The organism is Pseudarthrobacter sp. YAF2, assembly GCF_052113345.1.
Classification (GTDB): Bacteria; Actinomycetota; Actinomycetes; order Actinomycetales; family Micrococcaceae; genus Arthrobacter.
In genome coordinates, this window is record NZ_JBFRDA010000014.1 from 1 (window position 1) to 13566 (window position 13566).

The window sequence follows — 13566 nt, forward strand, 5'->3', positions numbered from 1 at the left end:
CCGTGTACAACGAACCCATCGTCCAACCCGCCGAACCCGAAAACCTCGACGTCGAAGGCCTCATCAAGGGCATCTACCTGCTGGCCCCGGCAAAGATCGACGGTCCCCGCACCCAGATCCTCGCCTCCGGCGTCTCCGTGCCCTGGGCCMTSGAMGCCCARCGSRTCCTCGCCGACGACTGGAACGTCTCCGCCGACGTCTGGTCCGTCACCTCCTGGAACGAACTGCGCCGCGACGGMCTCGCCGCCGAAGARGAAGCCTTCCTCAAMCCCGGCMARCCCGCCCGCRYCCCSTTCGTCACCCAGCAACTCGAAGGCGCCACCGGCCCCATCGTCGCCGTCACCGACTACATGAAAGCCRTCCCCGACCARATCCGSCAATTCRTCCCCAACGAATWCGCCACCCTCGGCGCCGACGGCTTCGGCTTCTCCGACACCCGCGCAGCAGCCCGCCGCTACTTCAAAAACGACACCCACTCCATCGTGGTCCGCGCCCTTGAAATGCTGGCGCGCCGCGGCGAGGTGGACGTCGACGCCCCGGTCAAGGCGATTGAGAAGTACAAGCTGCTTAACGTCAATGCCGGCACCACCGGCAACGCCGGCGGAGAGGCCTGACAAACCCTCCGGCAGCAGCTACGACGGCGGCCCCCTCCACAACGGAGGGGGCCGCCGTCGTCCTTTGCAAAGGGGCCGGTGCGGCTGTGACGCAGCGCAAGGCGGATTGTAGCCTTCGCACAAATGGAGCTTGCGCGGCAGGGGCCGTATGCTCAAAGAATGCCAGCACCAGCCAGCCCGTCCGCAAAGCGGAAACCAACCCCGCCGAAGGTCACGCCGGAGAAGTCCGAAACCCTCAAGAAGCTGCGGGCCAACGTCGGCCAGCTTTCCACCACCACCATGCGCAAGCTAGAGCAATCGCTGCCTTGGTACAGCCGGCTCAGTGCCGACGAGCGGTCGGCGTTGGGCATGGTGGCGCAGAACGGGATTGCGGCTTTCGTGACATGGTACGAGCGTCCAAGCTCGCCGTCGTGGATCCTGACGGACGTCTTTGGGACTGCGCCCACGGAACTGACCCGCTCCATCAGCCTGCAGAAAGCGTTGCAGCTGATCAGGATCGTGGTGGAGGTGGTTGAGGACCAGGTTCCCGTCATAGCGCCCGAGGCCGATCAACCGTCCCTGCGCGAAGCGGTCCTGCGGTACTCGCGGGAAGTCGCTTTCGCGGCCGCTGATGTCTATGCCCGGGCCGCCGAGTCGCGGGGTTCCTGGGACACCCGGCTGGAAGCCCTGATCGTGGATGCGATCCTTCGGGGCGAAAACACAGATGCGCTGCGCTCCCGCATCGCGGCCCTTGGCTGGAAGGCACAGGAGCGTTTCACGGTCATGGTGGGCAATTCGCCGTCCGAACCCAGCGCCAGCTATGTGAGCGAATTGCGGCGGATGGCCGGGCGTTTTGCAGAGGACGCACTGGTGGGGATCCAGGGTGACCGGTTGATCCTCATCCTCGGCGGCGTCCAGGACCGCGAATCGGCCTATGTGAAGCTGAGCGAAATGTTCGCACCCGGCCCCGTGGTCTATGGCCCGGAGGCGGGTTCACTGCTGGAGGCCAGCGGATCGGCGCAATCGGCGTTTGCCGGGCTCACTGCCGCCCGTGCGTGGCCCTCAGCGCCGCGGCCGGTTGCCGCCGATGACCTGCTGCCGGAAAGGGTAATTTCCGGTGATGACGCCGCACGACGCTCCCTGGTGAAAAATATCTACCGGCCGCTTTTGGCAGCGTCCAACGGCCTGGTGGAAACCCTGGGAACCTACCTGGAGCTGGGCCATTCACTGGAGGCCACGGCTCGGGAACTCTTCGTCCATGCCAACACCGTCCGGTACCGGTTGAAGCGTGTTTGCGACGTCACCGGCTGGGACCCGCTGCTGCCGCGGGAAGCGTTTGTGCTGCAGGCGGCACTCATCGTGGGCCGGCTTTCGGCCCCGCCCAAGCCCGCCACGGAGCGGCAGGCGTCCCGGAACCAGACGTGAGTCATTGTAGACTTCCTACAACCTGACCCCGTGAGCTTGGTGCGGAGAAACACCGCTGGATCACACAGTAATTTGGAAAGCTGGTTACGTGCTTGCAATAGTCTGCCCTGGACAGGGCTCGCAGACCCCGGGTTTTCTGGCCCCTTGGCTGGAACTACCTTCGGTGGCAGGCCAACTGGCCGCCCTGAGCGACATCGCGGGGATCGACCTGATCGCCCACGGGACCACCTCCGACGAGGAAACCATCAAGGATACTGCCGTGGCGCAGCCCCTGATCGTTGCCGCAGGCCTGGTAACGGCGGCCTCCCTCTTCGACGTGGAGCTCAATTCCCTCCCGGTCATCCTGGCCGGCCATTCGGTGGGTGAAATCACCGCTGCCGCCCTCGCCGGTGTGCTGACGGAGCAGGAGGCCATGACGTTTGTCCGCGAGCGGGCCAACAGCATGGCTGCGGCGGCCGCCGTCACCCCGACCGGCATGAGCGCCGTGGTGGGCGGCGACCCGGCCGAGGTCCTGGCAGCCATCGAGGCAGCCGGAGCGGCCCCCGCCAACGTCAACGGCGCCGGCCAGACCGTCGCCGCCGGAACCTTCGATCAGCTAAAGGCCTTGGCCGAGAACCCGCCTGCCAAGGCCCGCGTCATCCCGCTGAAGGTAGCGGGAGCGTTCCACACCAGCCACATGTCCCCCGCGGTCAGCGCGCTTAAGGCGCTGGAACCGCAGCTGAACCCGTTGGCTCCCAAGGTGCCCCTGCTGTCCAACTACGACGGCGGCGAGGTCACCGACGGCGGGGCCGCCGTCGAAAGCCTCATCGCCCAGGTGTCCCGCCCCGTTCGATGGGACCTCTGCATGGAGGCAATGGTCAAGCGCGGCGTCACCGGCGTGATAGAACTCGCTCCTGCCGGCACCCTGGCCGGGCTCGCCAAGCGCGGCATGCCCGGCGTCAAGACGGTCGCCGTCAAGACCCCCGACGACCTTTCCGCCGCCCTGGCACTCTTCGCAGAACTGGAGGGCAACGCATGAGCGTCCCCACGCTGAAGCAGGCTCCCATCCAGGAGCACACCCGCATCCTCGGGCTGGGAGCGTACCGCCCGGACGTCATCGTGACGAACGAGGACGTGTGCCAGTGGATCGACTCCTCTGATGAGTGGATCCGCCAGCGCACCGGCATCGTGACCCGCCACCGTGCCTCCGCCGACGTCAGCGTGATCGACATGGCCGAGGGCGCTGCCCGCGAGGCCCTGGAAAAGGCCGGTATCGAGGCCTCGCAGCTGGGCGCCGTCATCGTGTCCACCGTGACGCACCCCTACGCGACCCCCTCCGCCGCTGCCAGCCTTGCCGACCGCCTCGGCGCAACCCCGGCACCGGCCTTCGATATCTCCGCCGCCTGCGCCGGCTACTGCTACGGCATTGCCCAGGCCGACGCCCTGGTCCGTTCCGGCGCTGCGAAGTACGTCCTGGTGGTGGGTGCGGAAAAACTCTCGGACGTCATCGACAACCGGGAACGCACCATCTCCTTCCTGCTCGGGGACGGCGCCGGCGCCGTCGTGATTGGCCCCTCCGACACCCCCGGCATCGCCCCGTCGGTATGGGGCTCGGACGGCAGCAAATGGGATGCGATCGGGATGACCCGCTCCCTGCTGGACGTCCGCGACCTCGGAATGGCGGCCCGCCAGTCCGATTCCACCGGCGACCTTGCCCTGCTTGAAGAGGCGCAGGAGCTCTACCCCACGCTCCGGCAGGACGGCCAGACGGTCTTCCGCTGGGCCGTATGGGAAATGGCAAAAGTTGCCCAGCAGGCGCTCGACGCTGCCGGCGTCGAGGCTGAAGACCTGGTTGCCTTCATCCCGCACCAGGCGAACATGCGCATCATCGACGAGATGGTGAAGAAGCTGAAGCTGCCCGAGACGGTTACAGTGGCACGGGACATTGCCGAGGCCGGCAACACGTCTGCGGCCTCCATCCCGTTGGCAACGCACCGGCTCCTGCAGGAAAATCCCGGGCTGAGCGGCGGGCTGGCCCTGCAGATCGGTTTCGGCGCCGGACTGGTCTTCGGCGCACAGGTAGTTGTCCTTCCCTAGATACGCCCAAGGGTCGCAACCGCGGCCCGACCGTTTCCGGCAGCCCCTGCCGGCAATACAAGAAAAGGAGCCATCAATGGCTAGCAACGAAGAGATCCTGGCCGGCTTGGCTGAAATCGTCAACGAGGAAACCGGCCTGGCCCCGGAGGCCGTGGAGCTGGACAAGTCCTTCACCGAGGACCTGGACATTGACTCCATCTCCATGATGACCATTGTGGTCAACGCCGAGGAGAAGTTTGGCGTCCGCATTCCGGACGAAGAGGTCAAGAACCTCAAGACCGTCGGCGACGCCGTCAGCTTCATCGCCGGAGCACAGGCCTGATCCAGGCTTCCGCCGTCTCACGGCTTGGCTGGGCTGCCGGTCCGGATTGACCGGATCGGCAGCCCGCCGCATCTAACCGGCACAGTGCCCTGACCGGGACTGGCCGATCATCAAATGTGCGGGACCCTGCGGTTGTCGCAGGCGGATTCCCCACCGACGAAAGAGTGATCCCATGACACGCAAAGTAGTCATTACCGGTCTGGGTGCCACCACGCCCATCGGCGGCGATGTATCCACCATGTGGAACAACGCCCTCAAGGGGGTCTCCGGTGCCCGCACCCTGGAGGACGACTGGGTAGCCAAGTACGAGCTCCCTGTCCATTTCGCTGCCCGCTGCAGCACGCCGGCGTTGGACGTCCTCAGCCGCGTGGAAGCAAAGCGGATGGACCCCTCCACCCAGTTCGGCGTCATCGCCGCCCGCGAGGCCTGGGCCGACTCCGGCATCACCGAATTCGACCAGGACCGTTTGGCTGTTGCGTTCGCCACCGGGATTGGCGGGGTCTGGACTCTGCTGGATGCCTGGGACACCCTCAAGGAGAAGGGCCCGCGCCGGGTCCTGCCCATGACAGTTCCCATGCTGATGCCCAACGGCGTGGCTGCGGCCGTCAGCCTGGACCTCGGTGCCCGCGCCGGTGCCCACACGCCGGTTTCCGCCTGCGCCTCAGGCACGGAGGCCATGCACCTTGGCCTCGAATTGATCCGCTCCGGCAAGGCTGACGTGGTGATGTGCGGCGGCGCAGAAGCAGCAATCCACCCCATGCCTTTGGCGGCATTTGCTTCCATGCAGGCTTTGTCCCGCAGGAACGACGACCCCGAGCGCGCGTCCCGTCCCTACGACATCGACCGTGACGGCTTCGTCATGGGCGAAGGTGCCGGAGCCCTGGTCCTGGAGGCCGAGGAACACGCCCTGGCCCGTGGAGCACGCATTTACGCCGAGTTGGCGGGTACATCCGTGACTGCCGATGCCTACCACATCACCGCCCCGGATCCCCAAGGCCTTGGAGCGACCCGCGCGCTCAAGGCAGCCATGTTCGACGGCCGCATCCAGGCCGAGGACGTGGTGCACGTCAACGCCCACGCCACGTCCACGCCCGTTGGTGACAAGCCGGAATACACGGCCCTGCGTGCCGCCCTGGGCAGCCACGTGGACAACGTGGCGGTCTCCGCCACCAAGTCGCAAATGGGCCACCTCCTGGGTGCGTCCGGCGCTGTTGAGGCGGTGCTGACCGTCCTGGCCGTGCACGAGCGCAAGGCGCCGGTCACCATCAACCTTGAGAACCAGGATCCCGAGATCCCGCTCGACGTCGTTACCTCGGCCCGTGACCTGCCGCAAGGAAGCATCGTGGCACTGAGCAACTCTTTCGGTTTCGGCGGCCACAACGCCGTCGTGGCCATCCGCAGCATCTAGTCGCTGCCAGGAGAACACCTGGAGCATAAGAGGAGGCCCCGCCGTCTGGCGGGGCCTCCTCTTATGCTATGGATGCGTCTTTGCTTGGCCGCCTGGAGCGGACGACGGCGGTCAGCCCACCTGGTGCAGCCAGCGCACGGGGGCGCCTTCGGCAGCGTGGCGGAACGGTTCCAGTTCTTCGTCCCAGGCCTCACCCAAGGCGAGGGAGAGTTCGTGGTAGACGGCGGCGGGATCGCCGGCACCCGATTCGTAGGCGTAGCGGATGCGGTCCTCCGACACCATGATGTTGCCGTGCACGTCGGTGACGGCATGGAAAATCCCCAACTCGGGCGTGTGCGACCACCGGCCGCCGTCCACACCCTGCGTGGGCTCCTCGGTCACCTCATACCGCAGATGGGCCCAGCCACGGAGGCAGGACGCCAGCTTGGATCCCGTCCCGGGGGTACCGGTCCAGGAAAGTTCGGCACGGAACATTCCGGGCGCGGCAGGCTGCGGGGTCCACTCAAGGTCCGTCCGCTTATCCACTACGGCTCCGATTGCCCACTCAACGTGGGGGCACAGCGCCGTAGGGGCTGAGTGAACGAACAGCACACCGCGGGTCATTGCAACAGACATTCCATCCTCCATAGCTCTAGGTACGTCTTCCCCAACGACCTCTGCCCGGATGGAACTGCCGTGCCCTGCACTGCGGCGGTGGTTCCCGATATTCAGATGTATCAGATTAAGTTGAGTCCGGACTTGCCGAGCCTCATGAAGCTCAGGGAGCTTCAAGCGACACTTGAAAGTTGCCGGACGTGACTCTCATTGTGCCGTACGCCGTGGAATTACGCCAGTGCGATTAGCCACACTCTTCACGCCCGGGGGTGGGCCTGCTGGTAGCTCTTGCGCAGGCGGTCAACCGAGACGTGCGTGTAGATCTGGGTGGTGGCGAGGCTGCTGTGGCCCAGGATCTCCTGCACCGCACGGAGGTCCGCGCCGCCGTCGAGCAAGTGCGTTGCAGCGGAGTGCCGGAGTGCGTGGGGACCGGACGCGGAGGTATCACCCAACGCGCCGAAAAGAGCGTTGACCAGGGTACGGACCTGGCGCTGGTCAACGCGGCCACCGCGGGCCCCGAGGAAGAGTGCCGGTCCGCTGGTGTCCTTCACCAACGCAGGACGGCCGCGCCGCAACCAGTCGTCTACTGCAAGGGCGGCCGGCACCCCGTACGGCACGGTGCGCTCCTTGTTGCCTTTACCGATGACCCGCAGCGTCCGGCGGTCCGGGTCCAGGTCGTCGACGTCCAGCCCGGCAAGTTCACCGACCCGAACGCCGGTGGCGTAAAGAAGTTCCACGATGGCACGGTTCCGAACGGCAAGCGGTGCACCGTCCACCGCTGACTTTTCGAGGCCTTCCAGCAGCCGTGCGAGCTGGGAGGCCTGCAGGACTCCCGGCAGCGATCCTTCGCGTTTGGGTGCTTTCAGGCGCAGGGCGGGGTCCGCCTCCAGAAGTTCCTCCCGGAGCGCCCAGGCGGTGAATGCCCTGGCCGTAGCGGAGCGGCGCGCGAGCGTGGAGCGTGAGGCGCCCGCCGCACTCTGGGCGCCAAGCCAACGGCGGAAGGTGCCCAGTTCGAGGTCTTTCAACCCGGCCGCGCCCTCGGATGCCGCGTGCGCCAAGAGGCTTCGCAGGTCGCCAAGGTAGGCGCGCCGGGTGTGTGGCGACACGGCCCGCTCCCCCGACAGGTAACCGGCAAAGGCATCAAGTGCCGTGCCGAGCTCCTTGGGCAGTTCTTCGTTGTCCACTCCAACACTTTCCCAGTTTCCCCGCGTTTGCCGGCGCTGGACACGGTCATACCTTGCCTCGTTTCCAGCCGCCCCGTTCAGAGACTGCAAGTCCGAGCAGCCCCAGCCGGCCCAGGCCTGCCCGAACCGAGTCCTGTCCCAGGCCGGCGACCGTTGAGAGCTTTTCCACAGACGTGGTCGATCGCAGCGGCAGTGCGTCCAGCAGGATCAGGTCTTCCAGCGTCAGCCCGTCCTGCACGGCCGCTTCGCCTGCCCGTTGTTCGGGCATTCCCGCTCCGCTGGGAGCGGCAAGTTCGGCCACTTCCGCGGCATCAGTGACGCAGACAGCGCCGCCGTCCCGAAGCAGCCGGTGGCAGCCCGCTGAATTGGCGCTGTGGACTGATCCGGGGACCGCCCCCACTGCGCGGCCCAGGGTTTCGGCGTGGTGGGCTGTGTTCAGCGCGCCGGAGCGCCACCGCGCTTCCACCACCACTGTCACTGATGAAAGGGCCGCAATCAGCCGGTTCCGCTGCAGGAACCGGTATCGCGTGGGAGCCGACCCTGGCGGCACCTCCGCCAGCACCGCACCTTGGTTGGCCACTGCCCGCAGCAGGTCCTCGTTACCCGAGGGATAGAACCGGTCCACTCCCCCGGCCATTACGGCAATGGTCGGGACGGCGGCGCAACCTCCTGCGAGGGCGGCACGGTGCGCGTGGGCGTCGATCCCATAGGCCCCGCCTGAAACTACCGTGAAGCCCCGCTGCGCCAGCGAGTACGCCAGGTCCCCTGTTACCGCCGCCCCGTAGCTGGTGCTGTCCCGGGAACCTACCAGGGCGATGGACATGGCTGCGCCCGGCAGCGGCTGTTCCTGGCCGCGCCACCACAGGCAAAGGGGCTCCTGGATTCCGAGGTCGGCCAACTGGGACGGCCATAGATCGTCCGCGGGAATGATCAGGCGGCCGCCCAGCCGTGCCATCGTGGCCAGGTCGCGTTCCGGCGCCAGGTCCGGGATTCGCGGCTGCCAACGTCTCAAGGCGGCAGCCATCCCGGCCCAGCTGTTTGCCGCGCCGCTGTCAGCCAGCAGCCCGGTGATCTCACGCTCCAGGTCCGGCCCGGCGGTGACCAGTCCCGTGGCAATGCGAAGCGCATCCGTTGCCCCTGCAATCTGCACGAGGGCCAGGCCTGCGGCGTCCTGCGGCTCCATCAGCCGGGACAGCGCCGCCCGCGCCAACCGTTCCTCATCCGTTGCTGATTCCTTTGCCACACGTGGTACCTTCAGTTCGTTCACCTCAGCCGTCCTCTTCATGCCACCGCCGCCGCAGCCTGCCGCAAGCCAAGGGCCTGTCCGATGTCGTTCGCGTCCGGCAACTCCCTCTCCCCCAGGTCAGCCAGGGTCCAGGCGAGCCGAAGGACCCGGTCGTACCCGCGGGCGGTCAGGACCCCGCGCTCCAGGGCCTGGTCCAGGATCCGGGTGGCCGCCGGAGCGAGCCGCAACTCACCGCGCAGGATACGCCCCGGCACCTGCGAGTTCGTTTCCAGGCCAAAGCAACGCAGCCGCTCGCGTTGCCGGTCACGCGCATCCCTGACCCGGCTGGCAACCGTTGCGGTGTCCTCTTCCCCACCTGCCTGCCCGAACTGGGCCAAGGACACCCGCTCCACCTGCAGCTGGATGTCCACCCTGTCAAGGAGGGGCCCGGACATCCGGGCAAGATACCGGCGGCGCATGATGGGCGTGCACGTACAGTCGAGCCCTTTACCGGAGGCCTTGCCACACGGGCAGGGATTGGCGGCCAGCACCAGTTGGAAGCGGGCCGGGTAAGCGGCAGTGCCGGCAGCCCGGTGGATCACCAGCTCACCGCTCTCCAGGGGCTGACGCAAGGCATCCAGAACCCGGCGTTCGTATTCAGGAGCTTCGTCCAGGAAAAGCACGCCACGGTGCGCGCGGGATGCGGCACCCGGCCGCGGAAGCCCTGAACCACCCCCAATAATGGCCGCCGCGGTGGCCGAGTGGTGCGGGTTTTCGAATGGTGGCCGCCGCAGAAGCTGCACCGCGGACGACGGCAGACCGCACAGCGAGTGGATGGCCGTGACCTCCATGGACTCATGGTCGCCAAGATCCGGCAACAGCCCCGGCAGCCGTTCCGCAAGCATGGTCTTCCCGGCCCCCGGCGGCCCGGTGAGAAGGAGATGGTGTGCCCCTGCGGCAGCCACCTCCAACGCCTGCCGCGCATCGCCCTGGCCGGCAACATCGGCCATGTCGGGACACTGCCCGGTCAGCAGCTGGCCCTCGTCCGCATCTTCGGCGTCATCCGGTTCGAAGTCCAGGGCGAGCTCCTGCGGATCCGCTCCAAAGTCGAATGCCAGGCGGGCCAGGGTGCGGTAGCCGCGGACCCTGGCCCCCGGCACGAGGGAGGCCTCAGCAAGGTTTGCCTGCGCCACCACTACATCCGGGAAGCCGGCCTGCACTGAGGCCATCACGGCCGGCAGGATCCCCCGGACGGGCCGCAGCCGTCCGTCGAGGCCCAGTTCGGCAATGAAGACGGTGCGCCCGGTGGCTTTGACGTCGTTCGATGCCCGGAGCACGGCCATGGTGACCGCAAGGTCAAAGCCCGACCCGCGTTTAGGCAGCGACGCCGGGATAAGGTTGGCGGTAATCTTCCTGCGGCTGAGCGGAATGCCGGAATTCTTCGCGGCAGAACGGATACGCTCCTTCGCTTCGTTCAGGGCCGCATCCGGGAGCCCCAGGATGACGAAGGCCGGGAGGGTCTGGCCGATGTCGGCCTCGACTTCAACCACGTAGCCGTTCAGGCCTACCAGTGCGATGGAGTATGTCCGCCCCAAGGCCATCACCCCACCCCCTTGAGATGCTCCACCACTGGATGGCCGCCGCCGTCGTCTACCACGGCGATAACGTCCACGCGGCGCAAAGGCATCCGCAATTCCCGGTCGCGGCACCAGGCGGCACCGAGCCGGTGCAGGCGTGCCAGCTTTTCCGGGCCCACGGCCTCAAAGGGGTGGCCGAAGTCCAGGGAGCGGCGTGTTTTGACTTCAGCGATGACCAGCGCGTCGCCGTCAAGGGCCACGATATCGATCTCGCCCTCGGCGCACCGCCAGTTGCGCTCCACCACCAGCATGCCCAGCGTTTCAAGATAGCCGGTGGCGAGGTCTTCGCCGCGCCGGCCCAGCGTGTCCTTCGATTTCATTTCTACCTCCGCAACCAGCTTGGAGGCGGGTGGCAGCGGAGCACAGAAAGGCAATGCCGTATGTGGACAGGACCGTTCTGTGGAGGGAAAGTCAGGAAGCTGCTAGTTACCCAGGTCCACGTCCTTGGGCAGGGCCAGTTCCTCGTTGCGCGGCAGTTCCTCGACGTTGACGTCCTTGAAGGTCAGGACCCTGACGCTCTTGACGAAGCGTGCCGAGCGGTAGACGTCCCAGACCCAGGCGTCCTGCAGGGTCAGGTCGAAGTAGACCTCGCCGTCGGCGCTGCGGGCCTGCAGATCAACGTGGTTGGCAAGATAGAAACGCCGCTCGGTCTCGACAACGTAGGTGAACAGGCCGACGACGTCGCGGTATTCACGGTAGAGCTGAAGCTCCATGTCGGTTTCATAGTTCTCAAGATCCTCGGCACTCATGCTTCCATCTTGCACCATGTCCGGCGGGGCTGGCGCCGGGGGCGGGACTCAGTCCTGGTCCTGTGCTTCTTCGTCCGGGGATTCGGCGCCCTGCAGCTCTCCGCCGAGCAGCCGCCAGCTGATCCGGTGGTAGGGGGTGGGTCCTGCTGAACGAAGGACGTCCCGGTGCCCTGCGGTGGCATAACCCTTGTTGATGTCCCAGCCGTAATCCGGGTACTCGAGGTGCAGTTCGCGCATCATCCGGTCACGCTCCACCTTGGCAATGACGCTCGCGGCAGCAACACTCAGGCACTGCATGTCGGCCTTGACCTTAGTGTGGACGGGCGCTTCACAGGCGGCATCCAGCACGGGCTGGTCGAACAGGGAGAGCTGCCCGGCCGGGGAGAGCCAGTTGTGGCTTCCGTCCAGCAGCACCGCCTCCGGAATGACTCCGGCGCCCAGGATGGCCCCCCAGGCCCGGGTTCCTGCCAGCCGCAGGGCTGCGATGATGCCGAGCGAATCGATCTCCGCGGCGGTGGCATGACCCACCGCCGAGGCGACGCTCCAGCGGCGCACCAAGGGTTCCAGCCGCTCCCGCTCGGCCGGGCTGAGCAGCTTGCTGTCACGCACTCCGGCCAGTGACCTCTGGCGCTCAAGGTCCACGACGGCGATTCCCACACTGACCGGCCCGGCCAGGGCTCCGCGGCCCACCTCATCCACGCCGGCCAGGAGCCGCACGCCCTGGGCTTTGAAGGTACGCTCATGCCGCAGGGTGGGCGCCTTGGCCCCGCGCGCCGGATTTGCACCGGCGCGCGTGCGCGGTGTTCCGGCCGGTACGGTGCGGGTGTCGGGTGGCATGGTCAGCGGGCCGCCGGTACGTTGCGAAACACGTCCGGGTAGTTGTCCAGGGTCTTGATCCTGTTCAGCGGCCACGCGATGACCGCGGCCTTGCCCTCCAGGTCCTTAAGGTCGATGAATCCGCCATCATTTTCCATGTGCGACCGGGAATCTGCGGAATGGTTCCGGTTATCGCCCATCACCCACACTTTGCCCTCCGGGACGGTGACGTCAAAGTTGCGGACCTGCGGGACTTCGGCGGGGTTGATGTATGTCTCGTCCACGGCGGTTCCGTTGATGGTCAGTTTACCGCCGGCGTCGCAACACACCACATGGTCGCCAGGCAGCCCGATGACCCGCTTCACCAGGTGCTGGTCCGTGTTGTCGGGCAGCAGCCCCACAAACGTCAGGCCGTCCTGGACCCACGTGAACGGCCCCTGGGTCTTGGCTGCCGTGGGCGGCAGCCAGCCCTTGGTGTCACGGAACACCACAACGTCCCCGCGGCTGAGCGCAAATGGCTCCGGAACCAGGAGATTGACGAAGATCCGGTCGTCGACATCAAGGGTGTTCACCATGGACTCGGAGGGGATGAAGAACGCCCGGAAGAGGAAGGTCTTGATGAGGAACGACAGCACAACGGCGATGACCACGACGGTGGCGATCTCCTTGAGCCACCCGAGCAGGGGGTTGCCCGCGGCCTTGCCGGCCGGCTTGGATCCCGACCGCCCCTTCCGGTGGGAGGGCGCGCCCGAATCGGGATCGTCGCCGGGCTCTTCGGGGGTTGGAACGGCCTGGTTTTCTGCGGCGCCGTCATGGCGCGGTTCAGGATTCCGCGCTGGGTTCTCGGGCATTTACCGTCCGTTCTGTGTTGTCGGCCCCACCACTGGCGGCCGTGCTACTGGAGCAAATCTATCAAGGGGCCACAGGATCTGGACCGGCCGGCCGATCACGCGCTCCAGCGGGACCATTCCGCCCCCGGGAGCACCCAGCAGGCTGCGCGAATCCGCGGAGACCGACCGGTGGTCCCCCATCAGCCACAGCCTGCCCTCGGGGACCACCGAGTTGAATTTTTGCGTGCTGGGGGCATCGCCGGGAAATATGTACGGCTCATCCAGCGGCACCCCGTTCACGGTGACTTTGCCGCCTGCGTCACAGCAGACCACGGTATCGCCCGGAAGCCCGATGACCCGTTTGACGTAGGTGGTATCGCTCCCGGTGAGGCCCAGCCACTGGGTGAGGCCGGTGGCGCCATCCATCAGCGGACCCTTGCCGCTGTTCAGGGGCGAGAATGTTCCGCGTCCGTCAAAGACGACGATGTCCCCGCGCCTGATGGGGTCGGCCTGGAAATCCGTGCGCGAGACCAGGATCCGGTCACCACCTTGGAGGAGCGGCTCCATGGACTCCGAGGGAATGTAGTAGACATCGAGCCACAAGGAGCGCACCACGCCGCTGATGGTGACGGCAAGGACGAGGGCCAGGAACGCAAAACGCCAGCCCATGGTGCGGGGCTGGCGTTTTGTCTGGTGCATGGTCCGTA

15 protein-coding genes are annotated in these 13566 nt (G+C 66.6%); 6 read left to right on the forward strand and 9 right to left on the reverse strand.

Annotated features, from left to right (window positions below; translation table 11 throughout):
* The 6 genes from AB4Y79_RS14805 to fabF all read left to right on the forward strand — a co-directional run.
* The coding region (locus AB4Y79_RS14805) for a transketolase-like TK C-terminal-containing protein (protein ID WP_441863245.1) at positions 1-614 on the forward strand (614 nt) is incomplete at its 5' end.
* A 159-nt stretch (positions 615-773) separates the two neighbouring features.
* Positions 774-2018, forward strand: coding sequence for a PucR family transcriptional regulator (locus AB4Y79_RS14810; RefSeq protein WP_441863247.1), 1245 nt, complete (start codon positions 774-776; stop codon positions 2016-2018).
* A gap of 88 nt (positions 2019-2106) precedes the next feature.
* On the forward strand, positions 2107-3036 hold the full coding sequence (locus tag AB4Y79_RS14815) for an ACP S-malonyltransferase (protein ID WP_441863249.1): 930 nt from the start codon (positions 2107-2109) through the stop codon (positions 3034-3036).
* Positions 3033-4094: a beta-ketoacyl-ACP synthase III gene (locus AB4Y79_RS14820; RefSeq protein ID WP_441863252.1), complete on the forward strand. Its 1062-nt coding sequence runs from the start codon at positions 3033-3035 to the stop codon at positions 4092-4094. Before AB4Y79_RS14815 ends, AB4Y79_RS14820 begins: the two co-directional genes overlap by 4 nt.
* A 76-nt stretch (positions 4095-4170) precedes the next feature.
* A complete protein-coding gene (locus tag AB4Y79_RS14825; RefSeq protein ID WP_009359314.1) occupies positions 4171-4416 on the forward strand; it encodes an acyl carrier protein in 246 nt (81 codons plus the stop codon).
* A 172-nt stretch (positions 4417-4588) separates the two neighbouring features.
* The gene (fabF, locus tag AB4Y79_RS14830; protein WP_441863254.1) at positions 4589-5824 is read left to right on the forward strand and encodes a beta-ketoacyl-ACP synthase II; all 1236 of its coding nucleotides are present in this window, start codon (positions 4589-4591) and stop codon (positions 5822-5824) included.
* Positions 5825-5935: 111 nt separating this feature from the next.
* Here fabF and AB4Y79_RS14835 read toward each other — a convergent pair whose 3' ends face one another.
* The 9 genes from AB4Y79_RS14835 to lepB (AB4Y79_RS14875) form a co-directional block, all read right to left on the reverse strand.
* Entirely contained in the window at positions 5936-6439 is a 504-nt protein-coding gene (locus AB4Y79_RS14835) for a DUF3145 domain-containing protein (RefSeq protein WP_026264214.1), read from the reverse strand.
* Between the two features lie 236 nt (positions 6440-6675).
* Positions 6676-7602 (reverse strand): tyrosine recombinase XerC, encoded by a 927-nt coding sequence (locus AB4Y79_RS14840; RefSeq protein ID WP_441863256.1) that lies wholly within the window; start codon positions 7600-7602, stop codon positions 6676-6678.
* A 46-nt stretch (positions 7603-7648) separates the two neighbouring features.
* Complete coding sequence (gene dprA, locus AB4Y79_RS14845; protein WP_441863668.1) at positions 7649-8785, reverse strand: DNA-processing protein DprA; 1137 nt, start codon at positions 8783-8785, stop codon at positions 7649-7651.
* A 98-nt stretch (positions 8786-8883) separates the two neighbouring features.
* Positions 8884-10428, reverse strand: coding sequence for a YifB family Mg chelatase-like AAA ATPase (locus tag AB4Y79_RS14850; RefSeq protein ID WP_441863670.1), 1545 nt, complete (start codon positions 10426-10428; stop codon positions 8884-8886).
* Positions 10428-10784, reverse strand: a complete 357-nt coding sequence (locus AB4Y79_RS14855; protein ID WP_441863259.1) for a YraN family protein — start codon at positions 10782-10784, stop codon at positions 10428-10430. The genes AB4Y79_RS14850 and AB4Y79_RS14855 overlap by 1 nt, the downstream gene beginning before the upstream one ends.
* Positions 10785-10886: 102 nt before the next feature.
* Entirely contained in the window at positions 10887-11213 is a 327-nt protein-coding gene (locus AB4Y79_RS14860) for a DUF2469 domain-containing protein (protein WP_018759992.1), read from the reverse strand.
* Between the two features lie 48 nt (positions 11214-11261).
* Positions 11262-12050, reverse strand: coding sequence for a ribonuclease HII (locus AB4Y79_RS14865; protein WP_441863262.1), 789 nt, complete (start codon positions 12048-12050; stop codon positions 11262-11264).
* Between the two features lie 2 nt (positions 12051-12052).
* Positions 12053-12880 (reverse strand): signal peptidase I, encoded by an 828-nt coding sequence (gene lepB, locus AB4Y79_RS14870; protein ID WP_441863264.1) that lies wholly within the window; start codon positions 12878-12880, stop codon positions 12053-12055.
* The gene (lepB, locus tag AB4Y79_RS14875) at positions 12881-13558 is read right to left on the reverse strand and encodes a signal peptidase I (protein WP_441863267.1); all 678 of its coding nucleotides are present in this window, start codon (positions 13556-13558) and stop codon (positions 12881-12883) included.
* Positions 13559-13566: the final 8 nt, after the last annotated feature.

Excerpts from the sequence above, each read along its gene's own strand:
- dprA (WP_441863668.1), bottom strand. The coding sequence starts at position 8,785 with ATGGAGCCGCAGGACGCCGCAGGCCTGGCCCTCGTGCAGATTGCAGGG.
- AB4Y79_RS14855 (WP_441863259.1), bottom strand. The coding sequence starts at position 10,784 with ATGAAATCGAAGGACACGCTGGGCCGGCGCGGCGAAGACCTCGCCACC.
- AB4Y79_RS14850 (WP_441863670.1), bottom strand. The coding sequence starts at position 10,428 with ATGGCCTTGGGGCGGACATACTCCATCGCACTGGTAGGCCTGAACGGC.
- AB4Y79_RS14820 (WP_441863252.1), top strand. The coding sequence starts at position 3,033 with ATGAGCGTCCCCACGCTGAAGCAGGCTCCCATCCAGGAGCACACCCGC.
- lepB (WP_441863264.1), bottom strand. The coding sequence starts at position 12,880 with ATGCCCGAGAACCCAGCGCGGAATCCTGAACCGCGCCATGACGGCGCC.
- AB4Y79_RS14865 (WP_441863262.1), bottom strand. The coding sequence starts at position 12,050 with ATGCCACCCGACACCCGCACCGTACCGGCCGGAACACCGCGCACGCGC.
- lepB (WP_441863267.1), bottom strand. The coding sequence starts at position 13,558 with ATGCACCAGACAAAACGCCAGCCCCGCACCATGGGCTGGCGTTTTGCG.
- AB4Y79_RS14810 (WP_441863247.1), top strand. The coding sequence starts at position 774 with ATGCCAGCACCAGCCAGCCCGTCCGCAAAGCGGAAACCAACCCCGCCG.
- AB4Y79_RS14835 (WP_026264214.1), bottom strand. The coding sequence starts at position 6,439 with ATGTCTGTTGCAATGACCCGCGGTGTGCTGTTCGTTCACTCAGCCCCT.
- fabF (WP_441863254.1), top strand. The coding sequence starts at position 4,589 with ATGACACGCAAAGTAGTCATTACCGGTCTGGGTGCCACCACGCCCATC.
- AB4Y79_RS14825 (WP_009359314.1), top strand. The coding sequence starts at position 4,171 with ATGGCTAGCAACGAAGAGATCCTGGCCGGCTTGGCTGAAATCGTCAAC.
- AB4Y79_RS14860 (WP_018759992.1), bottom strand. The coding sequence starts at position 11,213 with ATGAGTGCCGAGGATCTTGAGAACTATGAAACCGACATGGAGCTTCAG.